We start from the raw sequence: 22,965 nt of genomic DNA, 5'->3' as shown, positions 1-22,965 counted from the left end.
GGCAGGTCCATTTCGGGAAATCCAGTCATGACCGCTCACGCGGATATCCGCACGCGCGCCGATACCGGCCGCAGCCTTGTCCTATCGTCCGAATTCAAGGCCTTCATCGCAAGGCTGCACTTCTATGCCGGGCTGTTCGTCGGCCCGTTCATCCTGATCGCGGCGCTGACCGGCACGCTCTATGTGCTGACGCCGCAGATCGAGAGTTTCATCTATCGCGAGCAATTGACTGCGACGACCGCGGGCGAACCCGCTTCGCTCGCCGCCCAGGCCGAAGCAGCGCGCAAGCACATCGGCGAGGGGCCGCGCTTTTTCGCCATCCGCCCCGCGCCAGCGGCAGGCCAGACGACCCGCGTGATGTTCGCGCAGCCCGGCCTCGGTGACTCCGAGAGCCGGGCGATCTTCGTCGACCCGGTCTCGCTGGCGATCAAGGGCGATCTCATCGTCTATGGCACTAGTGGCATCCTGCCGTTCCGGACGCAGCTCGATTATCTGCACCGCAACCTGCTGCTCGGCGAGTTCGGCCGCAATTACAGCGAGCTGGCGGCGTCCTGGCTCTGGGCGGTGGTTCTGGGCGGCGTCCTGATGTGGTTCTGGCGGCGCCATCCCAAGGCCGCCGAGCGGGCGCGAGTAAACCCGGCGCTGCGCGACCGGCGCTGGCATGGGCTGATCGGGCTGACGCTTTCGCTCGGCCTCGTCTTTCTGTCGATCACCGGCCTGACCTGGTCGAACTATGCCGGCGACCGGATCGACGCATTGCGGGCCAATCTCGGCTGGGTGACGCCTTCAGTCTCGCTCAAGCTCGGCGCTGCGCCCGCAGCTGACGAGCACGCCCATCATGGTGACCATGGTCCTGCCGTTGGCACGGCGGCTCCCGGCAGTGTCGGCCAGCTCGATGCCGTGTTCGCCGCCGCCAAGGCCGCCGGCATCGATTCCCCGCATGTCGAGATGCGGCCGCCGCGCGGCGAGGGCCAGGCCTGGCTGGTGCGGGAGTATGATCGGAGCTGGCCGACGCAGGTCGACACTGTTGCGCTTGATCCGCGCGACCTCGCGGTCGTCAGCCGGGCCGACTTCGAGACCTTCCCATTGATTGCCAAGCTGATCCGCTGGGGCATCGACGCCCATATGGGCATCCTGTTCGGCTGGCCGAACCAGTTGCTGATGGCGGGGCTCGGTATCGCCCTGATGCTGACGACGCTGCTCGGCTACCGGATCTGGTGGCGGCAGCGGCCGGCGCCCTGCTCGCTTCCGCGTACGCTGGTCCAGGCCTGGCTGCGGCTCGGCTGGCCGGGCAGGGCGATGGCGATCGCAAGTGCCGTGGGATTGGGCTGGGCGCTGCCGCTGGTCGGCTTCAGCCTCGCGGCGTTCCTGCTCGTCGATCTCGCCCGCTGGCGGCTTGCGCGATCTGCCTGAAGCGAAGCTCGGTCCGGGGCGGCTCAGCCGCTCCGGATCACGGCCCGGATGCCGTCGATGACGAACTGCACCGCCAGCGCAGCGAGGATGACGCCGAGCAGGCGGGTCAGCACGACATTGCCGGTGACGCCGAGCAGGCGCGCGATCGGTACCGCCAGGAAGAAGACGACGAGGCAGGAGAGGATCACCAGCCCGCAGATCACCGCAAGAGAGGACAGCATGGCGATGTCGCCATTGGCCCGGCCGGCGAGCAGCATCATCGCGGTCAAGGCGCCCGGGCCGGCCATCAGCGGGATCGCCAGTGGAAAGGCGGCGACGTTGCGGATGTGATCCTTGGTGATGGCGGTGTCGGCCGTCGCCTGCTTGCGATCGTTGCGGCGCTCGAACACCATCTCGAACGAGATCCAGAACAGCAGGAAGCCGCCGGCGATGCGGAAGGCCGGCAGCGAGACGCCGAGCGCCTTCAGCACGATGTCGCCGGCAAGGCCGAAGAAGGCCATGATGCAGAAGGCGATGATGCAGGCGCGGACCGCGACCTGCCGCCGCTCGCTCGCCGACATGCCGCGCGTCAGAGACAGGAAGATCGGCGCGAGGCCCGGCGGATCGAGCGTGACCAGCAAAGTGACGAGCGCGGAGGAGAGATATTCGGCGAACATGTCTCTCCTCGAGCTTATTGCTCTGCTCTTGCGGGCCTTCGCCATTTCAACGGAGCACCTGATTCCATCGTAGTGCCCAATACTCTTCGATGGAAACCCGGGTTTGCGCTGCTGGTTCGGTTTGTCCAGCCCGATTGCAGCGACGACCACGCCGAGGTTGCCCCTCTTGCGGTCGGTTGCGTTACCCGTCCGGATTGGCGAGCATCCGGCCTGCGCGGCCGTGAGCCGCCGGGGAGCATCGAGATGGACTATGCCTTGTCCCGCCGCCAGCTGGCCGCTGCCTTTGCTGCGGCTCCGCTGATCACCGTTGCCGGCCGGGGGCAGGCGCAGGCCTATCCCGGCAAGCCGATTCGCTTCATCGTGCCCTATGTCGCCGGTGGCACCACAGATCTCGTCGCCCGCCTCGTCGGCGAGAAGGTCGGCGCGCGCCTCGGCCAGCCGGTCGTGATCGAGAGCCGGCCCGGCGCCGGCGGCAATATCGGCATGGATGCGGTCGCGAAGGCGGCGCCGGACGGCTACACCATCGGTTTCGGCGCGATCTCGACCAACGCGCTCAATCCGCACATCTACAAGAGCGTCCCGTTCGACCCACGCAAGGATTTCACCGCGATCAGCCTGCTCGGCACCTCGACGATCGTGCTCGAGGTCGGGCCGAAACTGCCGGTTAAGACCGTCGCCGAATTCATTGCCCGGGCCAGGGCGGAGCCGGGACTGCAATACGGCACTGCCGGCAATGGCACCTCGATGCACCTCGCCGCAGTGCTGTTCGGGCAGATGACCGGCACGCAACTGACCCATGTCGCCTATCGCGGCAGCGCGCCCGGCATCAACGATCTCCTCGGCGGCCATCTCGGCGCGATGTTCGACAATCTTCCGGCCTCGCTGCCGCATATCCAGGCCGGCAAGCTCACCGCTCTGGCGGTCGCGAGCGCGACGCGCTCACCGGCGCTGCCGGACGTGCCGACAATCGCGGAGGCCGGATTGCCGGGCTATGCGGTCGAGCCCTGGTTCGGTGTCTATGGGCCAAGCGGCCTGCCGCCGGCGATCGTCGAGGCGCTCAATGCGGCCTTCGTCGAGGCGCTCGGTGCCCCAGAGGTCAAGGACAAGCTACTGCAGGCCGGCTTCAATCCGAAGGCATCGAGCGCAGCCGAGCTCGCGACGCTGACGGCATCCGAGTACGAGAAATTTGGCAGGATCGCGCGCGAGGCCAAGATCACGATCGAATAGACCGGCGGCTCGGCGGTGCTGCGGCTTGTGAAGCTGGGCGAGACTGCGGAGAGGACTCGGAAGGCGAGGCTGACCAGATGAGCGCCGTCGATGTGCAGGCTGGGAGTGAGGCGCCGAACCGCATCGAGTTTCGCGGCAATGAGAGTCGCTGGGAGGCGCTTTTCCACCTTGGCGTGGGTGGGTCGGCACTTGCCTACTCCATACCCATGGGTGGATTGGAAGCGATCGTTGGAGGATTTTTCGGCGCTCTGTTCCTGCTTTTCGCTTTTGGAAAAGCCTTCGGCGAGCTCGATCGCTCGATCCACCTAGTATTCGATGCGGAGGGTATCACAGCGCCCCATGTATTTGTACGAAAAGTGCCATGGGACGCGGTGCAGAGTTATTCCTTCGACCCCAATTGCGATATCAAGGCGGTCCTGGTTCATCTCCCGGAGCCTTCGCGCTTTGAGCCCAAGGTCACCGATCCCTTAGCGGGATGGCCAGTCACTCGGTATGGCTTTCGCCTCTCGCTCGATGAGGTGGCTTGCAGCTACGAAGAGATCGACGAAGCCTTTCGGCGCTTCGCTCCACAGATCCGGAAGATCTAGTTCGCAGGCCTCGGACGAGGGTTTCACCAATTTCAGCGCGCTGCCGCCAGCCAAACATGGCGAGAATGCGGAAGGGGCGCGAAAGCGAATCAAAAATGCCTCGTAACCTGCTGCAATAAAACGGTTTTATTTTCTCTGAATAGAATCGCGTTTCGCTGGCTTCATGCGCCGGAATCGGCTAGCCAGAACGTTGAAAAACCAGCGGTAAACGGGACTTTTTCCCTTGAGCGAAGACAACGACGACAAGCGCGACGACGGCCCGCAGTTCGGTGGCGACATCAAGCCGATCGCGATCACCGACGAGATGAAGAAGAGCTATCTCGATTACGCCATGAGCGTGATCGTGAGCCGCGCTCTCCCGGATGTCCGCGACGGCCTCAAGCCCGTGCACCGGCGCATCCTGTTCTCGATGCACGAGAACAAGAACCTGCCCGACCGGCCCTATACCAAGTGCGCCCGCATCGTCGGCGACACGATGGGTAAGTACCATCCGCACGGCAATCTGGCGGTCTATGACGCGCTGGTGCGCATGGCGCAGGATTTCTCGCTGCGCCTGCCGCTGATCGACGGCCAGGGCAATTTCGGCTCGATGGACGGCGACAGCCCGGCGGCCGATCGCTATACCGAGGCGCGCCTCGACAAGGCGGCGATGCCGCTGCTCGAGGATCTCGACCTCGACACCGTCAACTTCCAGCCGAACTATGACGGCAAGGAGCACGAGCCGACGGTCCTGCCGGCACGCTATCCAAACCTGCTCGTCAACGGCGCCGGCGGCATCGCCGTCGGCATGGCGACCAATATCCCGCCGCACAATCTCGGCGAGGTGATCGATGCCTGCATCGCCTTGATCGAGAACCCGGAGATCACGATCGACGAGTTGATCGAGATCGTGCCCGGCCCGGACTTCCCGACGGGCGCCCAGATCATGGGTCGCAGCGGCATCCACTCGGCCTATCACACCGGGCGCGGCTCGATCATGATGCGCTCGAAGACGCATATCGAGGAGTTGCGCAAGGAGCGCGAGGCGATCATCGTCACCGAGGTTCCCTACCAGGTGAACAAGGCGACGATGGTCGAGAAGATCGCCGATCTCGTCCGCGAGAAGCGGATCGAGGGCATCTCCGACCTGCGCGACGAATCGAACCGCGAGGGCGTGCGCGTCGTCATCGAGATCAAGCGCGATGCCGTCGCCGACGTGGTGCTGAACCAGCTCTACCGCTTCACGCCGCTGCAGACCTCGTTCGGCGCCAACATGGTGGCGCTGACCGGCGGCCGGCCCGAGATCCTGAATCTCAAGGACTTCATCTCCGCCTTCGTCGAGTTCCGCGAAGAGGTGGTTTCCCGACGCACGCGCTATCTGCTCAACAAGGCGCGCGAGCGGGCCCATGTCCTCTGCGGTCTCGCCACTGCCGTCGCCAATATCGACGAGGTCATCCGGCTGATCCGTACGGCGCCGACGCCGTCGGCCGCGCATGAAGCGCTGATGGCGCGCGACTGGCCGGCCGACGACATCGCGCCGCTGATCGCGCTGGTCGACGATCCGCGCCACCCGATGAATGCCGACGGCACCTACCGTCTGTCGGACGCGCAGGCCAAGGCGATCCTCGAACTGCGCCTGGCACGCCTGACCGCCCTCGGCCGCGACGAGATCGGCGACGAGCTGGAAAAACTCGCCAAGGAGATCGCCAACTATCTTGACATCCTGCGCTCGCGCGCCCGCATCCAGGAGATCATCAAGACCGAGCTCGCCGAGGTGAAGGCCGCCTTCGCCACGCCGCGCCGCACCGTGATCCAGGACTGGGGTTCCGATCTCGACGATGAGGACCTGATCGCCCGCGAGGACATGGTCGTCACGGTCTCGCATGCCGGCTACATCAAGCGCGTGCCGCTCTCGACCTATCGGGCGCAGAAGCGCGGCGGCAAGGGCCGCTCCGGCATGTCGACCCGCGAGGAGGATTTCGTCACCCGCCTCTTCGTCGCCGACACGCATACGCCGATCATCTTCTTCTCCTCGCTGGGCCAGGCCTACAAGGAGAAGGTCTGGCGGCTGCCGCTCTCGGCGCCGAATGCGCGCGGCAAGTTCCTCAACAACATGCTGCCGTTGGACAAGGACGAGCGCATCACCACCGTGATGCCACTGCCGGAGGACGAGGAGAGCTGGGAGCGGCTCGACGTGATGTTCGCGACCAGGACAGGCAATGTCCGGCGCAACAAGCTTTCCGACTTCGTCCAGGTCAATCGCAACGGCAAGATTGCGATGAAGCTCGACGAGGGCGATTCCATCGTCGACGTGCAGATCTGCTCCGAGCATGACGACGTGCTGCTGACCACGGCCGAGGGCCAGAGCATCCGCTTCGCCGTGCCGGAGGTGCGGGTCTTCAAGGGCCGCGACTCGACCGGCGTGCGCGGCATCAACCTCGCCAAGGGCGACGAGGTGATCTCGCTCGCGATCCTGCACCATCTCGATGCGACGCCGGATGAGCGCGCTGCTTATCTGAAGCTCGCCTCGGCGGCGCGCCGCGCCGTGACCGGTGACGGTGACGAGACGGCCGCGCCGGTTGCCGACGCGGAAGAGGCTGCCGGTGACATCGAACTCGGCCAGGACAAGTATGCCGAGATGGGCGCGTCCGAGCAGTTCATTCTGACGGTGTCGGAAAAGGGCTATGGCAAGCGCACCTCGTCGTTCGAGTACCGGGTTACCGGGCGCGGCGGCAAGGGCATCACCGCCATGGTCGTCAATGAACGCAACGGCAAGCTGATCGCCTCGTTCCCGGTGACCGACACCGACCAGATCATGCTGGTCACCGATGGCGGCCAGGTCATCCGGATTCCGGTGGAAGGGCCCAAGCCGATCCGCATCGCCGGGCGCTCGACCCAGGGCGTCACCATCTTCGACACGGCCGCGGGCGAGAAGGTCGTCTCGGTCGAGCGTATCGGCGAGGAGTCCGAGGAAGAGGGCGAGAGCGGCGAGGCCGAGAATGGCGCAGGTGAGGAGCCGACCGGGGAGGCGTGAGCCTTCCTTCGCTTCCTTGTCCAAACGCAAGTCGTCCCGGGCGAGCGCAGATCGACCCGGGACCCATACCTGAAGCTTTGCCGTAAAGGCCCCGGCATGGATCCCGGATCAGCGCCGCTTCGCGGCTTGTCCGGGATGACACGTCGTTTTGAGCGGGTCGCCTGCGCCTGAGATGCTCGGGATCAAAGCCCGAGCATGACGTTCTATCAGCGCAGCAGCGGGGTCGCCGGGCCGATCGACCGCAAGGCGGCATCGATCTCCGGCGTGAAGGCGGCGCCGAAGAACGGGCCGCGGACCTCAAAGGGCACGCGCGTCGAGGTCGTGGTCGAGCTCAGCGCTCCGTTGAGGTCGAGCCAGCGCCGGCCGAGATCGGCGGTGCCGTTGACGACGACATTGTAGCCGGAGCCGGCGAGCTGGGTCTCGGTGAGGTAGAGCACGCCGAGATTGGCGAGGGCGGAGAGCTGCAGGGTCTCGAAGGTGCTCTTGCCCTGGCGCCAGTCACGCGCCGAGGTCGGCGGCTTCTCGGCCTTGCGCAGCAGGTCGGGGAAGGCGATGCCACGGAACTCGCCCTGGCGGATCGTCAGATTGGCCCGGCCGGTCAACGAGTTCACGACCTGGTCCAGGTTGCTGCCGACGCCGTCGAAAGCAAGCTGTCCCGTCGCCGTGCCGCTGAGGCGAGCGAGTTCGGGCAGGTCATCGGCCGCCAGCGCCAGATTCACCTTTTCGAGGCCGAACTGGAGCTTGACGTCGGCGCCGGCCGCTACGGGCGTGGCGAGAATGCGGGCCCGCGTCGTGCCGCCATAGGCTGCGGCACGAAGCAAGGACGCCTCGAAGCGGCCCTTGCGGATCAGCAATTGCGCCGCGAGATCGCCGAAGCGCGTTGCACCGACCGAGGCGGAATCGAGCGAGAGGCGCAGATCGACGTCATTGGTCGTCCAGCCGTCGAATTCGAGCGGTGGGCTGGCGGATTCGTTGCCGGACTGGGCCGGCGGTTCGGCCTGGCGGAGCAGGCGGCCGAGATTGAACTCGGCGCCGGCCAGAGTGCCCGACAGCGCCCAGTTCGGCATCACACCGTCGAGCTTGAGCGCGCCCTCCAGCTGATCGCCGTCGACCTTGGCCACGACGCTGTCGAGCGAGATGCTGCCCTGTCCTAGCTTGGCCTGCGCCGTCAGCTCGACCTGGCGGACCAGGGAGGCGATCCGCGGCCGTGGCCCGATCCAGGCCAGGGCATCGGAGAGCGATTTCGTGCTGAACTCGACCTGGCCGCTGGTCAGGTTCTGGGTGGCGGAGCGCGTGCCGTTGAGGCGCAGGCTCATCAGCCGCGAGCCGAGGGAGAAGGCGGTGCGCGATCGCTCGCCCGCTACCGGCCAGAACAGGTCGATCTTCGTGGGCTCGCCGCGCCAGGTGATCGAACCGGCGAGGGCGATCGGCGCCTGGGCGTCGCGTTCCTCGATCACGACGTTGACGTCGCGCAATGTGGTCAGGACCGTGCTGCCGGAGCGCATCATGATGCTGCCGGAGGTCAGGACGAGCCGGGGCTGACTCTCCAGCCGGGCGAGATAGCCGAGGGCGCGGTCCAGCCAGTCGGCATAGCCACCGGCGGTATCGGCGGCCGCGATGTCGAGCTCCGGCACAACCAGGTCGATGCGGTCGAAGTCGAGCTGGCCACCGATCAGCGACAACAGCCTGGCGCGGGCGCGCAGACGCGCCGCCTTGCCGGAGAGAACGCCTTGCGGATCGACGAAGGTCACATCCGACAGGCTGATCCGGGGCAGGGGCAGGAAGGCGATCTCGGCGCGGCGCAGCGCCGTCACCTTGAGCCCGGTACGGGCCTCGATGCCGGCGACGACCGAGCGCTCGACCTGCGACAACGCCAGATTCCACGGCCGCAGCCCGAGCATGAGCAGCAGCGCGATGGCGGCGAGGCCGAGGATGAGGGTGCGTCGTGACATGGCCTGGCGTGTGGCCTTCATCGGCCCGACGGCGGAGGTCTCGTCGTCAGGCAAGCTGGTATCGCGGCAGAATCGGCCGGGGGTGGCCGATTTATGTCGCGCGGCAAGGGTTTATTCCTCCAACCGGGGAATGTCGAGTTCAGCGCTGGCTCTGGTGCTGCAAAGCCGGGGAAACATTTCAGTTTTCACGCGAAACTGACGGCTGTTCGCCGGCGCGGGCGAGCCTGAGCGCCGGATAGATGCCGATCGCGACGATCAGCAGCGCCGCCAGAGCGCCATCCTCGAAGACGCCGCGGGCGGCATGGCCGTAGACCAGCGTGGCGAGGGTGTCGAAGTTGAGCGGGCGCAGCAGCAGCGTCGCCGGCAGCTCCTTCATGCAGTCGACGAAGACGAGCAGGGCGGCCGCGGCAATGGCCGGGCGCATCAACGGCCAATGCAGCCGGCGCAACAGCTCGCGCCGGTCGGCGCCGAGCGAGCGCGCTGCATCGTCGATGCGCGGCGAGATGCGGGCATAGCCGCTCTCGATGCCGTTCACTGCGATGGTGAGGAAACGCACGAGATAGGCGATGACCAGCGCGGCGCCCGACCCGAGCAACAGCAGGCCCGGACTGGCGCCGAAGAGCGCGCGGCCGGCATCGGCGACGAGGTTGTCGAAGGCTGCGAGCGGCACGAGTAGTCCGAGCGCCAGCACCGTCCCGGGCAGCGCATAGCCGAGCGAGGCGATGCGGGCGAGCAGCGGCAGGGCACGCTCGCGTCCGAGCCGCAGTGCCGCGGCGATGCCAAGGCCGATCGCGACGATCAGCGCGGCCGAGAGCGCCGAGATCGCAACGGTATTGGCGAGCGCCCGCCAGAGCGTCGCATCGGCCTGGGCGATCAGGTCACGACGCCAGAACTCGCCGAGCAGATAGATGAGCGGCAGCACCGCGCCGAACAGCGCCGGCAGGAAACAGGCGATCGTCGCCGCCCAGGCGCGATTACCCGAGAGCTGGATACGACCGACAGGTCGTGGTCGCTTGACCGGCAAGGCGAAGCGCCGCGCTCCGCGCGTGCGCGCCTCGGCCGCCATCAGCCCGACCACGACGAGCAGCATGACGCAGGCGATCTGGGTGGCGCCGGCCAGCGAGCCGCGATTGATCCAGGTCGTATAGACCGAGATCGTTAGCGAGCGGACGCCGAGATATTCGCTGGCGCCGATATCGTTCAGGGTTTCGAGCAGGGCGAGCGTCAAACCGGCGGCGAGGGCGGGGCGGGCCATCGGCAGGCCGATGCGCCAGAACAGCGGCCAGCGCCTGGTGCCGAGCGTCCGGGCGGATTCGATCAGCGCGGCGCTTTGCATCGCGAAGAGCGCGCGCACGCTGAGATAGACGTAAGGGTAGAGCACGAGGCCGAGGATCAGGACAGCGCCCGGCAGGTTGCGGGGATCGGGAAACCAGTAGTCGCGCAGCGAGCGCCAGCCGGTGAGCGCCCGGAGCGCGCTCTGGAACGGCCCCTGGAAGCCGAGGATCTCAACATAGACATAAGCGGTGATGTAGGTCGGCAGCGCCAGCGGGAGCACCAGCAGCCATTCCAGGCTGCGACGGCCGGGGAAGTCGTATTGCGTCACCAGCCAGGCCGCGCCGGTACCGATGGCGCCGCAGAACAGGGCGACTCCGGCGAGCAGCAGCGCCGTGTTCCAGAGTGCGACCGGCAGGACGTTGGCAGCAAGATGCGGCCAGATTGTCAGCGCCTCGCCCGACAAGGCCGTGAAAGCGAGCGCCAGCACCGGCAGCGCGACGAGGCCTGCCGCAGCTGCAGTGACGTAGACCAGACGCGTCGACGGCCGCCAGCGGGATGCTGGCGGCCGTTCTGCATGTGTCGCGGATGCGTTCAGGCTCAATTGTCGAAGCCGACCTTGTCGACGAGCTCGGACGCGGCCTTGCGGTTCTTGGCGACGTCGCCGAGCGGGGTCGTGTCGGGCGTCAGCACGCCGAGCAGCTTGACCGCCTCGGCCTGCTTGACGTCAGCGTTGACCGGGTACTCGAAATTGCCGTCGGCATAGAGGTGCTGCGCCTTCTCGCCGAGCATGTACTCGATCAGCTTGACGGCGTTGTCCTTGTTCGGCGCGTTCTTGGCGATCGCCGCGGCCGAGACGTTCACATGGGTGCCGCCGCCGGTGAAGGTGGTCTTGATCGGCTTGATCGCGTCGTACCAGCCCTTCTGCTCGTTCGTCGCCTTGCTCATCAGCCCGATATAGTAGGTGTTGATGATGGCGATGTCGCACTGACCCGAGAGGATGTCGCGGGCGACGTCGCGGTCGCCGCCGCCGGGCTTGCGGGCAGTGTTGGCCTTGATCGCCTTGAGGAAGGCTTCCGTCTTCTCGGCGCCGTTGCGGGCGAGATAGGCGGCGAAGAAGGCATTGTTGTAGGGGTGCTGGCCGGCGCGGATGCAGAACTTGCCCTTCCACTTCGGGTCGGCGAGCTCGTCATAGCTGATCGTGTCCTGCTTCACCCGGTCCTTGGAGACGACGACGATCCGGGCGCGCTGGGTCAGCGAAACCCAGTTGTTGCCGGCGCCGCGCAGGGCGGCAAGAACGGTCTTGTCGACCAGTGCCGACTGCACCGGCTGGGTGATCCCCGCATCGGCGATGGCCTGGATCTCGCCGACATCGACGACGAGCATCACATCGGCCGGGCTGTTGGCGCCTTCGGCCTGGACGCGCTGCTGCAGCCCGTCCTTCAGGAAGACCGCATTGACCTTGATGCCGGTGTCCTTGGTGAAGGCTTCGATCACCGGATTGAGCAGGGCCGGCTCGCGCGTCGTGTAGAGGTTGACGCTCTGCGCAAAGGCAGGGGCGGCCAGCAGGCAAGAGGCCAGGGCTGTCGCGGCAAGCGCGGTCTTGATGGTCATGTCTCGCTCCTTCGGGCGGGGGCTCTGAAATCGGCCATATGGGACGGAGCGGTAGAGCGGCAGGAAAAGGCGGTCAAGGAATTTTCCCTTTGGTTTCAACGAGTTATATATATTCTAAACTAGATATTGATTACACAAATTCTAAACTGTGAATCTCGGGGAGCATTCCGTGATTGCGGTTACTGTCAGTTCGATGCTTCGAAAGTCGTAAGACTTCAAAGGGTTGGATCAGGCTCATTGCCACTCATGAGATGGGCTGACGTGGGCATTCAGCGTGTATCGGGCAAATCCGCTCATTCGCAATGCTCGGATCGTGTTTCGGCGGTGCCGGGATCGTGAACCGAAGATGCCGTGCTAGCACGCGCCAGGGTTGTGTGATGCAGGGGCATGTTTCGCGCTGCGACGGCTAAAGTTCGTGACATTTCTACAACATGGGCAGCTATTGCAGTGCCGTGCCGGTACGCTGCCGCAATTGCCGCGAAGCCGCCACAAAGCGGCCCCAGCTGCAAACTTCAGTAACTATCTGAGATACGGAAGAATTAAGCCCCTTGAGGCAGGATGCGGAGCATAAAGATGCCTCGCAGCTCGTTCGGGGGTGAATGATTGCACCGGCGGGCGGCGGCGTGGCACATCTGGCGCCCGCCAGGTGGGGTGGCGGGACAGAGTTGGAATGGACGCGCGCGTTTTCGATAAGTCGAAGCTGCCCAGTCGGCATGTGAGCGTCGGGCCGGCCCGTGCGCCGCATCGGTCCTATTATTACGCGATGGGCATGACCGCGAAACAGATCGCGCAGCCCTTCGTCGGCGTCGCCTCCTGCTGGAACGAGGCCGCTCCCTGCAACATCGCCCTGATGCGCCAGGCCCAGGCCGTGAAGAAGGGCGTCGCCTCGGCCAGCGGCACGCCGCGCGAGTTCTGCACGATCACCGTGACCGACGGCATCGCCATGGGCCACCAGGGCATGAAGTCGTCGCTGGCCTCGCGCGAGGTGATCGCGGATTCGGTCGAGCTCACCATGCGCGGCCATTGCTATGATGCGCTGGTCGGCCTCGCCGGCTGCGACAAGTCGCTGCCCGGCATGATGATGGCGATGGTGCGCCTCAACGTGCCGTCGATCTTCATCTATGGCGGCTCGATCCTGCCCGGCAATTTCAAGGGCCGGCCGGTCACCGTCCAGGACGTGTTCGAGGCCGTCGGCAAGCACTCGGTCGGCGCCATGTCGGACGAGGACCTGAAGGAGCTCGAGGAGGTCGCCTGTCCATCCTCCGGCTCCTGCGGCGCCCAGTTCACCGCCAACACCATGGCGACCGTCGCCGAGGCGATCGGCCTGGCGCTGCCCTATAGCTGCGGCGCGCCGGCGCCCTACGATGTGCGCGACACCTTCTGCTACACCGCCGGCGAGATGGTGATGGAGCTGATCGCCCGGAACATCCGCCCGCGCGACATCGTCACCCGCAAGGCGCTGGAGAATGCGGCGATGGTCGTCGCGGCCTCGGGCGGCTCGACCAATGCGGCGCTGCACCTGCCGGCGATCGCGCATGAATGCGGCATCGATTTCGATCTCTTCGCCGTCGCCGAGATCTTCAAGAAGACGCCTTACGTCGCCGACCTGAAGCCGGGTGGAAAATACGTCGCCAAGGACATGTTCGAGGTCGGTGGCATTCCGCTCCTGATGAAGACGCTGCTCGATCACGGCTATCTGCACGGCGACTGCATGACCGTGACCGGCCGCACCATCGCCGAGAACCTCGCTTCGGTGAAATGGAACGACCAGCAGGACGTGGTCTACCCGGCCAACAAGCCGATCACGCAGACCGGTGGCGTCGTCGGCCTCGAGGGCAATCTGGCGCCGGAAGGCGCGATCGTGAAGATCGCCGGCATGCCGGCCGAGAGCCTGGTCTTCACCGGCCCGGCGCGCTGCTTCGACTGCGAAGAGGACGCCTTCAAGGCCGTCTCCAATCGCGATTACCAGGTCGGCGACGTGCTGGTGATCCGCTATGAAGGGCCCAAGGGCGGCCCGGGCATGCGCGAGATGCTGTCGACCACGGCGGCGCTCTATGGCCAGGGCATGGGCGACAAGGTCGCGCTGATCACCGATGGCCGGTTCTCGGGCGCGACCCGCGGTTTCTGCGTCGGCCATGTCGGCCCCGAGGCTGCCGTCGGCGGGCCGATCGGCCTGCTCCGCGACGGCGACATCATCGAGCTCGACGCCATCACAGGAAAGCTCGCAGTCCGCCTTTCTGATGCCGAACTTCAGGAGCGTCGTAAGGCCTGGACGCCGCGCCAGACGGACTACCGGTCGGGCGCGCTTTGGAAATACGCGCAGACGGTCGGATCCGCCAAGGGCGGCGCCGTCACCCACCCGGGAGGCGCAGCCGAGACACAGTGCTATGCGGATATCTGAGGCCATCATTGCCGGAGCATTGCTTGCTCTGGGCTGCCAGTCGGCAGCCTGGGCGCAGGACGCGTCGGCCGAGCGCATGCCGGTGCCGCCGCGCCCGATTCCCGGCATCGCCCTGCCGGAGCCGGAGCTGGATAACCGCACGCCCGTTCCGCTCGCTCCCGGTCGCGCGATCGCGCCGGCGCCGAGCGGGCCTGCCGCCCACACTGCTCTGCCAATCGCCCCGTTCAGCAGCGCCCGCGACGCGCTGAAGGCCTGGATGCGCGATTCCACCGCCGGCGATCAGGCCGGCGCGGTCAAGGCGCTCGAATACGCCGCTGCCCAGGGCCATCTCGCCGCGCAGTTCAAGCTCGGCCGGGTCTATGCCAGCGGCGATGGCGTTCCGACCAACGATCTCAAGGCCTTCGAGTATTTCTCGAAGATCGCGGACGAGAATGCCGACGAGATTCCCGGTACCTCGGACGGGCGCATTGTCGCGGCTGCCTTCGTCGCGCTCGGCGGCTATTTCCTCGACGGGATCAAGGGCACCTATGTGAAGCCCAATCCCGACCGCGCCTTCGACATGTTCCATTACGCCGCTTCCTATTTCGGCGACCCGGATGGCCAGTACAACCTGGCCCGGCTCTATCTCAACGGCACCGGCGTCCCGCGCGATCCACGCCAGGCCGCACGCTGGATGAAGCTCGCGGCCGAGAAGGGGCACGCTCCGGCGCGCGCCGTCTTCGGCGACATGCTGCTGCGCGGCGGCGACGGCGTACCGCGCCACCCGATCATGGGGTTGATGTGGCTGGCGCTGGCGCGCGAGGGCGCCGACGCCACTCGCGAGACCTGGATCGTCGAGCGCTACGACGCCGCCTTCGCCAGCGCGAGCGCGAACGATCGGACGGCCGCATTGGCCCTGGTCGAGCGCCAGCACGGCCGCGCCGAGCGGCGCTGACTGCATCCAAGATCGGCAGGCTGACGTAGCCGAGGTATCGAACCTCGGAGGCCTTGCCATGCGCGATGCCGCATTCTTCAGTTTCATCGCAGCCTGCGCCGCACTCGCCTTTCACGGCGCCGGGGCGCAGGAGCGCTTCGAAGACTGGCCTCCGCTGACGAACCCGTTCCCGAGCACGGGCGGCGGCGGCATCATGATCCACGACTATGATCCGGTCGTCGCCGGCGGCAAATGCACGACACGCTTCCGGGCGGTCGAGCCGAACGGCACGACCTATCACAATCTGATCGAGTTCGAGGCGAGCGAGACGCAAGGCGGCGTGCTCTGCGCCAACGGCAAATGGCGTTCGGCCGATGGCAGCGCCAGCGGCACGACGCCGTTCCGCGTCTTCATCAAGGACGGCGTCAGGCGTGGCTCGCCTGAATAGCCGGGCAGGGCTCCTAGCCCTCGAACGCATCCATCAGCGTGACGATGCAGTCCTGCCGCTGATGCCGGTTGATCAGCGGCACCAGCCGGGTGAAGTGCTCGGTCCGGCAATGCGCGTCGAGTGCCGCGCGATCGGGCCATTGCTCGACGAAGACGAAATGTCCCGGATCCTTCTGATCGACGAAGAGGTCGTAGGACAGGCAGAGCGGCTCGGCCCGCGTCTTCTCGACCAGTTCCCGGTAGAGCGGCTTCACCAGTTCGATGCTCTCGAGCCTGATGAAATCCTGGGCGATGACCTTCAGCATGCTCAGTTCAGCTCGATCAGCACCGGGACATGGTCCGAGGCCTTGTCCCAGCCGCGAACATGCTTGGCGATCGAGACTGCGCCGAGCCTGTCGGCGGCCTGCGGCGATAGCAGCAGATGGTCGATGCGGATGCCGTTGTTCCTTTGCCAGGCGCCGGCCTGATAATCCCAGAAGGTGTAGAGGCCGGGCGCGTCGGTGGTGGCGCGCAGCGCCTCGGTGAAGCCCAGGCTCTGCAGCTTACGGAAGGCGGTGCGGGTCGGCGGCAGGAAGAGCGCATCGCCGGCCCAGGCGGCAGGATCGCGGGCGTCGCGCGGCTCGGGGATGACATTGTAGTCGCCGGCCAGCACCAGCGGCTCCTCATGGGCAAGAAGGCCCTTGGCATGCACCGCGAGCCGCTCCATCCAGGCGAGCTTGTAGGGGTATTTCTCGGTGTTCGGCGGATTGCCGTTGGGCAGGTAGATCGAGGCGAGGCGCACAACGCCTGAGCCCAGCGGCAGCACGCCTTCGAGATAGCGCGCCTGCTCGTCGCTCTCATCGCCCGGCAGACCACGCCGGACATCCTCGAGCTTGCTGCGCGAGATGATGGCGACGCCGTTGAAGCCCTTCTGACCGTGGATCGCAACCTGCCAGCCGGCCTCTTCGATCTCGGCGCGGGGGAAATCGGCGTCGACGCATTTCAGCTCCTGCAGGCAGAGCGCGTCGGGCTCGGCTTCCTTCAGGAAAGCGAGGACGTGGCCGAGCCGCTGGCGGATCGAATTGACGTTCCAGGTGGCGATGCGCACAGGCCGGCTCCGATTCAGACGTGCGGAAACTAAGAGCCGGCCAAGCCGTCAATGCAAGTCAGCAGCGGTCATAAAAAACCTCCCGGCCGAGGCCAGGAGGCTCTGATCGCTCAGTGTGGCGGCTGCGCCTTACGGGCAGGCGCGAACCACGCCGCCGGAGCCGATATAGGTGCCGGTCTGCGGGTCGTAGCTGCGGAAGCGGCGCGAGCAATAGGCGATCGCGTCGGCATCCGGCTCGACGTAGACAGGCCGGGGCGCAGCATAGACCGGCGGCGGCACTGGCTCGGCATAGACCGGGCCGGGGGCGAGCAGGGCGCCGGCAGCGAGAGCGCCGAGCGCTCCGGCGGCGATGCCGGCACCGACAGCCGCGCCGCGGTTGTAGCGATAGCCACGGCCGTAATAGCCGCCGCGATAACCGTAGCGCGGGCCGTAATAGCGGCGGTACTGCACCTGCTCGACGAGGTTGCTCGCGCCGGCGGTCGCGATGGCGGCGGAGGTCGGCGCGAGCGGCGCAGCCATCGCCGGCGTCGCAAGGGCGAAACCGCCAGCTAGGGCGGCGGCGATCATCGTCGTCCTGATCATCTCGAACTCCTTGTCCCTCCCGGATGGGAGGATTCGCGGGCGAGCCTACCGGCCTTGCCCAAACACTGTCACCTTACCGTAGGGAGTAGACGCAAAACGCGGCGAAATTTCAACGACTTCCGGCATTGGCGGGCAGTTTTCGGCTTGCGCGCCGCCGCATCAGGCCCCATCTGGCGGACGTTTCCGCAGCCATCTATCCATTTGGGAGCCCCATGTCGCAGCCCGCCGATCCCGCCGACCTTCCCACCCAAGGCCTGAGGCCGCTGCCGCTGGTGATCTTCGCCTCACGCTGGCTGCAGGTCCCGCTCTATCTCGGGCTGATCGTGGCGCAGTGCGTCTACGTCTTCCTGTTTCTGAAGGAGCTCTGGCACCTCGTCACCCACGCCTTCGATTTCAGCGAGCAGCAGATCATGCTGGTCGTGCTCGGCCTGATCGACGTGGTGATGATCTCGAACCTGCTGATCATGGTGATCGTCGGCGGCTATGAGACCTTCGTCTCGCGCCTGCGGCTGCAGAACCATCCGGACCAGCCGGAATGGCTCAGCCACGTCAACGCCTCGATCCTCAAGATCAAGCTCGCCATGGCGATCATCGGCATCTCGTCGATCCACCTGCTGCGGACCTTCATCGAGGCCGGCAATATCGGCGGACCGACGGCGACGAACTACACCGCGACCGGCGTGCTGCTGCAGACGCTGATCCACAGCATCTTCATCGTCTCGGCGCTCGGTATCGCCTGGGTCGACCGGATGACGCTCGGCGGCAGCGGCAAGGGGCACTGAGGCCTGGAGCCGGATCGTCATGCTCGGCCCTCGCCGAGCATGGCGATGGCCAAATCATTCCTCGCCGGGCTGGTCCATGCCGCCATTGGCCAGGAACTTCTCCAGCCAGTGGATGTTGTAGTCGCCGTTCAGCATGTCCTGATTGCGCACCAGGGTGCGGAACAGCGGCAACGTCGTGTCGACGCCGTCGACGACGAACTCGTCGAGCGAGCGGCGCAGGCGCATCAGGCATTCGGCCCGGTTGCGGCCGTGCACGATCAGCTTGCCGACCAGCGAGTCGTAGTGCGGCGGGATGACATAGCCCTGATAGGCGGCCGAATCGACGCGCACGCCGAGCCCACCCGGCGTGTGGAACGAGGCGATCTTGCCGGGCGATGGCCGGAAATTCGCGGGATGCTCGGCATTGACGCGGCACTCGATGGCATGGCCCTCGATGACGACGTCCTTCTGGCTGATCGAGAGCGGCGCGCCGGCGGCGATCCGGATCTGCTCGTTGACGAGGTCGATCCCGGTGATCATCTCGGTGACCGGATGCTCGACCTGGATGCGGGTGTTCATCTCGATGAAATAGAACTCGCCGTCCTCATAGAGGAACTCGATCGTGCCGGCGCCGAGATAGCCCATATCGGCCATCGCCTTGGCGCAGATCGCGCCGATCCTGTCGCGCTCGCCGGCATTGAGGGCGGGCGAGGGGCCTTCCTCCCAGACCTTCTGGTGGCGGCGCTGCAGCGAGCAGTCGCGCTCGCCGAGATGGATTGCCCGACCCTGGCCGTCGCCGAGCACCTGGATCTCGATATGGCGCGGCTTCTCGAGATATTTCTCGATGTAGACGGCATCGTCGCCAAAATTGGCCTTGGCTTCGCTGCGGGCGGTGGCGAGCATGACGGACACCTCGTCCTCGCTGCGAACCACCTTCATGCCCTTGCCGCCGCCGCCCGAAGCGGCCTTGATGATGACGGGCAGGCCGATCTCTCTGATGATGCGGATCGCCTCCTCGTCATCGGCGACGCCGCCCTCGGAGCCCGGCACGCAGGGAATGCCGAGGCGCTTGGCGGTGCGCTTGGCCTCGATCTTGTCGCCCATGCTGCGGATATGCTCGGCCTTGGGGCCGATGAAGGTGATGTTGTGCCGCTCCAGGATCTCGGCGAAGCGGGCGTTCTCGGAGAGGAAGCCGTAGCCAGGATGGACCGCGTCGGCGCCGGTGATCTCGCAGGCGGCGATCAAAGCGGGGATGTTGAGATAGCTCTCACGCGCCGGCGGCGGGCCGATGCAGACGCTCTCGTCGGCGAGGCGCACATGCATGGCGTTGGCGTCGGCGGTCGAATGCACGGCAACCGTCGCGATGCCGAGTTCCTTGGCGGCCCGCAGCACCCGCAGCGCGATCTCGCCACGATTGGCGATCAGGATCTTGTCGAACATCTTCAGTCCGCTCCCGCCCGGATGAAACCTCACTCGATCACCAGCAGGGGCTCGCCGTATTCGACCGGCTGGCCATCCTCGACCAGGATGGCGACGACCTTGCCGGCGCGGGGCGCGACGATGTCGTTGAAGGTCTTCATGGCTTCGACGAGCAGCACGCGCTCGCCCACCTTCACCTCCTGGCCGACCTCGATGAAGGGCTTGGCCTCCGGCGAGGGCCGGCGATAGGCGGTGCCGACCATCGGCGAATTGACCGTGCCGGGATGGGCGGCCGCGGCCTTGGCGTCGGTCGGAGCGGCAACAGCTGCCGCCACGGGCGGAGCAGCGAGGACTGGCGCGGCCGCGACGGGGGCCATCACGGTGGCGGTGATGGTGCGGGCCACGCGGATGCGCAGATCGCCCTTCTGCACCTCGATCTCGGTCAGATCGGTCTCGTTGATCAGCTGCGCCATCTCGCGCACGAGTTCGGGATCGATGGGGCTCTTGGTCGCCATGGCGGATTTCACCGTCTTCGTGAGCTCGATGGGCGGGACGGCAGGTCCCGAAGGAGGTGCGCATAAGCGAAGGCATGTCGCCAGATCAAGCCGGCGGCTTCGCAAGTGTCGCGCGTCTTTACCCGGAACAGCGGGTCAGGAAAAGGGCGAAGGCGCCCATGGGGCGCCTTGCCTATGCAAATCGCCGCCATTCCGGGAGTTGTTCCACAGGAACGACGTGGCGAAAGCCTGTTGCAGGAGGCCTGGGCAGCTGCCGAGCCATCCGTCGAGACGGCCCGGCTTCCGCTTACCTCAGCCGCTGCAGGTCGCCTTGCCGCATTTGCGGACGGCCTCGATCTTCTGCTTCAGTGCCGCCTGGCCGACCGCGCCGAACACGACCTCGTCGCCGACGATGAAGGCGGGCGTGCCGGTGAGGCCGAGCCGGTCGCCGAGCGCGACCGTCTGCTCGATCACGGCGCGCGTCGCCGGAGCGTCGATTTCCTTCTTAACGCGCTCGATGTCGGCGCCGGCCTCCTTGGCGATCTCCAGAGCCTTGGCGCCGTTGACCCGGCCCTTGGTGGCCATCAGCTTGAGATGGAAATCCCAGTACTTCTGGCCCTGGAGCTGGTTCTTCACGGCGATGGCGACGCGGCTCGCCTCGACGGAGTCAGGGCCGAGGATCGGGAAGTCCTTGATCACGACCTTGAGCTTGGGGTCGTCCTTGGCGAGGGCGCGGACGTCTTCCATCGCCCTTTTGCAGTAGCCGCAATTGTAATCCATGAACTCGACCAGGGTGACGTCGCCCTGCGGATTGCCGGCGATCACCGAGGTCGCGGGATCGGTCAGGTTGGCCTTCTCGGCGGTGAGCGCATTGCGCTGGGCCTCGACCTGCGCGACCTGATTGCGCTTCTCGAGCTCGACCAGCGCCTCCTGGATCAGCTCGGGATTCTTCAGCAGCGTCTCCCTGATCAGCTCGACCACGGCCGCACGTTGCTCGGCCGAAAGCGACTGGGCCTGTGCCGGCACGGTGGCGACGCCGAGCGCGCAGGCGGCGATGCCGGCGAGCGCCAGACGGCGCAGCGAAGAGAAGATCATGACGACGGTCCTTTCCAGAAGCGCGACTCAGGTGCGCTATCGTTGTTTGTCGGGAGGAACATACTCGACGATGTCGCGGGCGCGCAGCGCCGCAGGTGATCCCTGCGGCAATTTGGCCAGAGCCCGGCTCGCCTGCGTGTGGGCGACGGTCCAGTTGCCGGTGGCGAAGGCGTATTGCGCGGCCGAGAGCTCGGCCATCGCGATATTGCCCTTGGCGGCATAGGCGTTCGAGAGGTGCTGGTGCGCATCGGCCGAGTCCGGCTCGCGCGTCGCCGCGTTCGAGAGCTCGCGGATGGCCTCGTCGAGCAGCGCCTTGTCGCCGGTCTGCTGCAGTGCGTGGCCGAGCATCTGCCGGATCAAACCGGCCTGCGGTGCCAGCGACACCGCCTGGCGCAGCACCGGCACGGCCTCGCGCGCTCTGCCTGCCTCGAGCAGGGCCTGGCCCTTGAGCTCGATGAAATAGGCGTTCTTCGGCTGCTCGCCGATCAGTCGGTCGATGGCCGCAAGCGCCTGGGCCATCCGGCCGGAGCGATAGTCGCTGATGGCGCGCGCATAGCGGGCCGCCATCGACTGGTCGGCCATGCCATAGCGGCGGGCGACGCCGCCCTCGCGCTCGATGAAGCCCATCAGCTTGGCGCGCATCAGGTCGTGCCGCGCCTGCAACGCCGGCGGATCGGGCTTGTCGAAATTGGGGCTCTGCTTCGCGAGGGTCTCGAGCTGGGCGATGCGTTCGGCCGGCATCGGATGGCTGATCGTGTAGGGATCGATCGCCTGCGAGAGGAAGGCGCTGTTCTCGGCGAAACGCCGGAAGACGGTGAGCATGCCCTTGGCCGACAGGCCGGCAGCGGCGAGGAAGCGCACCGCCGCGCGGTCGGCAGCCTGCTCCTCCGAGCGCTGATAGGCCAGCAGCGAGCGTCGCACCAGCTCCTGCGGCCCCGCGATCGCCCCCGCTGCGCCGATACCGGCATTGCCGATCGCGGAACTGCCGCTGCGCGCGCCGGCGACCGCGCCGCCGACGCCGACCAGCAGGCCGGCGATCGAGAGGATCTGCGCATTCTGGATCTCCTGCCGCAGCCGCGCCAGATGTCGACCGGCGAGATGGCCGCTCTCATGGGCGAGCACGCCGATCACCTCGTTCGGCGTCGCCGCATCCATCAGCACGCCGATATTGACGAAGATCGACTTGCCATCGGCGACGAAGGCATTGAAGGCGCGGTTGTTGATCAGGACGATCCGCGTCGCGCCGGCATTGATCCCGGCGGCCTTGAAGACCGGCGCCGCATAGTCGCGGAGCAACTGCTCGATCTCGGCGTCGCGGATCAGCGAAACCGAACGCTTCTCCTGCGCCAGGGCCGGTGCCGCGACCGCGACCAGAGCCAGCCCGGCAGCGAGCGATCGCCGCAGGCAGGCAAAAGGCGGGCGTCGGAGGCGAAAGGACTGCATGAGCGGCGATTCTTGTCCTCCGGGAGCGCGGCAGCGTCAATTCACAGCTTTGCCAGCGGAGCGCTCAGGCGTTCCTGCAACAGGATCGTGATCCTGCCATGGCAGGGAGCGAAAAGGCTTGTCTCACCCGCAAGGGGCGGCAACAGATAGCTCTCAACCGCAAGAGGTCGTCATGTCGAAGCTGCTTCTCCCCGTCCTCGCTCTCGGCCTCTGCCTGCCTCTCTTGGCAACTGCCACGCCCGCGGCCGCCCAGAGCTGCGAGGACCTCTGGTATCAGCGCAACGAGATCTACAAGGCGCAGGGCTACTGCTTCCGCACGCAGCGCGGCATCAGCGCCTTCGGCAATGCCGGCTGCCAGTATGACAATGTCGAGGACGTGCCGCTCTCGGCGACGCAGCGCCGTGTCATCACCGACATCCAGCGCGCCGAGCGCACGCGCGCCTGCCCGCGCTGAGCGCCTTTCCATCGAGCGGCGCCCGATCGGCTGGGCGGTCATTGCGAGCGTAGCGAAGCAATCCAGTATCGAGCGCGCTATGGGCGCTGGATTGCTTCGTCGCTTCGCTCCTCGCAATGACGATCTCAGCTCGAT

General features: G+C 66.4%; 20 protein-coding genes. 9 read left to right on the top strand and 11 right to left on the bottom strand.

Annotated features, from left to right (window positions below):
* Positions 1 to 27: 27 nt before the first annotated feature.
* Positions 28 to 1,413, top strand: a complete 1,386-nt coding sequence (locus ACWIGM_RS20970; protein WP_454027880.1) for a PepSY-associated TM helix domain-containing protein — start codon at positions 28 to 30, stop codon at positions 1,411 to 1,413.
* A gap of 23 nt (positions 1,414 to 1,436) precedes the next feature.
* On the opposite strand, the gene ACWIGM_RS20965 is transcribed toward ACWIGM_RS20970, so the two are convergent.
* A complete protein-coding gene (locus ACWIGM_RS20965; protein WP_454027879.1) occupies positions 1,437 to 2,069 on the bottom strand; it encodes a MarC family protein in 633 nt (210 codons plus the stop codon).
* 243 nt (positions 2,070 to 2,312) lie between these two features.
* Between ACWIGM_RS20965 and ACWIGM_RS20960 the strand changes: the two genes are divergently transcribed.
* The 3 genes from ACWIGM_RS20960 (at position 2,313) to gyrA (ending at position 6,896) form a co-directional block, all read left to right on the top strand.
* Positions 2,313 to 3,296 carry a Bug family tripartite tricarboxylate transporter substrate binding protein gene (locus tag ACWIGM_RS20960; RefSeq protein ID WP_454027878.1) on the top strand — a complete coding sequence of 328 codons (984 nt, stop codon included), beginning with the start codon at positions 2,313 to 2,315 and terminating at the stop codon, positions 3,294 to 3,296.
* 77 nt (positions 3,297 to 3,373) lie between these two features.
* Entirely contained in the window at positions 3,374 to 3,883 is a 510-nt protein-coding gene (locus ACWIGM_RS20955) for a hypothetical protein (protein WP_454027877.1), read from the top strand.
* Between the two features lie 223 nt (positions 3,884 to 4,106).
* A complete protein-coding gene (gyrA, locus tag ACWIGM_RS20950; protein WP_454027876.1) occupies positions 4,107 to 6,896 on the top strand; it encodes a DNA gyrase subunit A in 2,790 nt (929 codons plus the stop codon).
* Positions 6,897 to 7,102: 206 nt separating this feature from the next.
* Here the strand turns inward: gyrA and ACWIGM_RS20945 are convergent, their stop codons facing one another.
* The 3 genes from ACWIGM_RS20945 to ACWIGM_RS20935 form a co-directional block, all read right to left on the bottom strand.
* Positions 7,103 to 8,848: an AsmA family protein gene (locus tag ACWIGM_RS20945; RefSeq protein ID WP_454027875.1), complete on the bottom strand. Its 1,746-nt coding sequence runs from the start codon at positions 8,846 to 8,848 to the stop codon at positions 7,103 to 7,105.
* Positions 8,849 to 9,026: 178 nt separating this feature from the next.
* A complete protein-coding gene (locus ACWIGM_RS20940; RefSeq protein ID WP_454027874.1) occupies positions 9,027 to 10,724 on the bottom strand; it encodes an ABC transporter permease in 1,698 nt (565 codons plus the stop codon).
* Positions 10,721 to 11,734, bottom strand: a complete 1,014-nt coding sequence (locus tag ACWIGM_RS20935; RefSeq protein WP_454027873.1) for an extracellular solute-binding protein — start codon at positions 11,732 to 11,734, stop codon at positions 10,721 to 10,723. Before ACWIGM_RS20935 ends, ACWIGM_RS20940 begins: the two co-directional genes overlap by 4 nt.
* A 670-nt stretch (positions 11,735 to 12,404) precedes the next feature.
* Here ACWIGM_RS20935 and ilvD point away from each other — a divergent pair.
* The 3 genes from ilvD to ACWIGM_RS20920 are packed head-to-tail and all read left to right on the top strand — an operon-like array spanning position 12,405 to position 15,496.
* A complete protein-coding gene (gene ilvD / locus ACWIGM_RS20930) occupies positions 12,405 to 14,135 on the top strand; it encodes a dihydroxy-acid dehydratase (protein WP_454027872.1) in 1,731 nt (576 codons plus the stop codon).
* Positions 14,122 to 15,069, top strand: a complete 948-nt coding sequence (locus ACWIGM_RS20925) for a tetratricopeptide repeat protein (protein ID WP_454027871.1) — start codon at positions 14,122 to 14,124, stop codon at positions 15,067 to 15,069. The genes ilvD and ACWIGM_RS20925 overlap by 14 nt, the downstream gene beginning before the upstream one ends.
* A gap of 58 nt (positions 15,070 to 15,127) precedes the next feature.
* Positions 15,128 to 15,496 carry a hypothetical protein gene (locus ACWIGM_RS20920; protein ID WP_454027870.1) on the top strand — a complete coding sequence of 123 codons (369 nt, stop codon included), beginning with the start codon at positions 15,128 to 15,130 and terminating at the stop codon, positions 15,494 to 15,496.
* A 13-nt stretch (positions 15,497 to 15,509) separates the two neighbouring features.
* Here the strand turns inward: ACWIGM_RS20920 and ACWIGM_RS20915 are convergent, their stop codons facing one another.
* The 3 genes from ACWIGM_RS20915 to ACWIGM_RS20905 all read right to left on the bottom strand — a co-directional run bounded on the left by ACWIGM_RS20915 (position 15,510) and on the right by ACWIGM_RS20905 (position 17,164).
* Positions 15,510 to 15,800, bottom strand: coding sequence for a putative quinol monooxygenase (locus ACWIGM_RS20915; RefSeq protein WP_454027869.1), 291 nt, complete (start codon positions 15,798 to 15,800; stop codon positions 15,510 to 15,512).
* A gap of 2 nt (positions 15,801 to 15,802) precedes the next feature.
* On the bottom strand, positions 15,803 to 16,582 hold the full coding sequence (gene xth, locus ACWIGM_RS20910) for an exodeoxyribonuclease III (protein WP_454027868.1): 780 nt from the start codon (positions 16,580 to 16,582) through the stop codon (positions 15,803 to 15,805).
* A 129-nt stretch (positions 16,583 to 16,711) separates the two neighbouring features.
* On the bottom strand, positions 16,712 to 17,164 hold the full coding sequence (locus ACWIGM_RS20905; RefSeq protein ID WP_454027867.1) for a BA14K family protein: 453 nt from the start codon (positions 17,162 to 17,164) through the stop codon (positions 16,712 to 16,714).
* Positions 17,165 to 17,376: 212 nt separating this feature from the next.
* Here ACWIGM_RS20905 and ACWIGM_RS20900 point away from each other — a divergent pair, with 212 nt between their 5' ends.
* A complete protein-coding gene (locus tag ACWIGM_RS20900) occupies positions 17,377 to 17,946 on the top strand; it encodes a TIGR00645 family protein (RefSeq protein WP_454027866.1) in 570 nt (189 codons plus the stop codon).
* Between the two features lie 54 nt (positions 17,947 to 18,000).
* Here ACWIGM_RS20900 and accC read toward each other — a convergent pair whose 3' ends face one another.
* The 4 genes from accC to ACWIGM_RS20880 all read right to left on the bottom strand — a co-directional run bounded on the left by accC (position 18,001) and on the right by ACWIGM_RS20880 (position 22,376).
* Complete coding sequence (gene accC / locus ACWIGM_RS20895; RefSeq protein ID WP_454027865.1) at positions 18,001 to 19,365, bottom strand: acetyl-CoA carboxylase biotin carboxylase subunit; 1,365 nt, start codon at positions 19,363 to 19,365, stop codon at positions 18,001 to 18,003.
* Positions 19,366 to 19,394: 29 nt separating this feature from the next.
* Positions 19,395 to 19,859 (bottom strand): acetyl-CoA carboxylase biotin carboxyl carrier protein, encoded by a 465-nt coding sequence (accB, locus tag ACWIGM_RS20890; RefSeq protein WP_454027864.1) that lies wholly within the window; start codon positions 19,857 to 19,859, stop codon positions 19,395 to 19,397.
* Between the two features lie 291 nt (positions 19,860 to 20,150).
* Positions 20,151 to 20,933, bottom strand: coding sequence for a DsbA family protein (locus ACWIGM_RS20885; protein WP_454027863.1), 783 nt, complete (start codon positions 20,931 to 20,933; stop codon positions 20,151 to 20,153).
* 36 nt (positions 20,934 to 20,969) lie between these two features.
* Complete coding sequence (locus ACWIGM_RS20880) at positions 20,970 to 22,376, bottom strand: M48 family metalloprotease (RefSeq protein WP_454027862.1); 1,407 nt, start codon at positions 22,374 to 22,376, stop codon at positions 20,970 to 20,972.
* 172 nt (positions 22,377 to 22,548) lie between these two features.
* Between ACWIGM_RS20880 and ACWIGM_RS20875 the strand changes: the two genes are divergently transcribed.
* Positions 22,549 to 22,830, top strand: coding sequence for a YARHG domain-containing protein (locus ACWIGM_RS20875; protein WP_454027861.1), 282 nt, complete (start codon positions 22,549 to 22,551; stop codon positions 22,828 to 22,830).
* The last annotated feature ends 135 nt before the right edge of the window (positions 22,831 to 22,965 follow it).

The organism is Allobosea sp. NPDC055332, from assembly GCF_053645455.1.
Note: the sequence above shows the minus strand (reverse complement) of the source record. Positions and strands in the feature narration are given on the sequence as shown.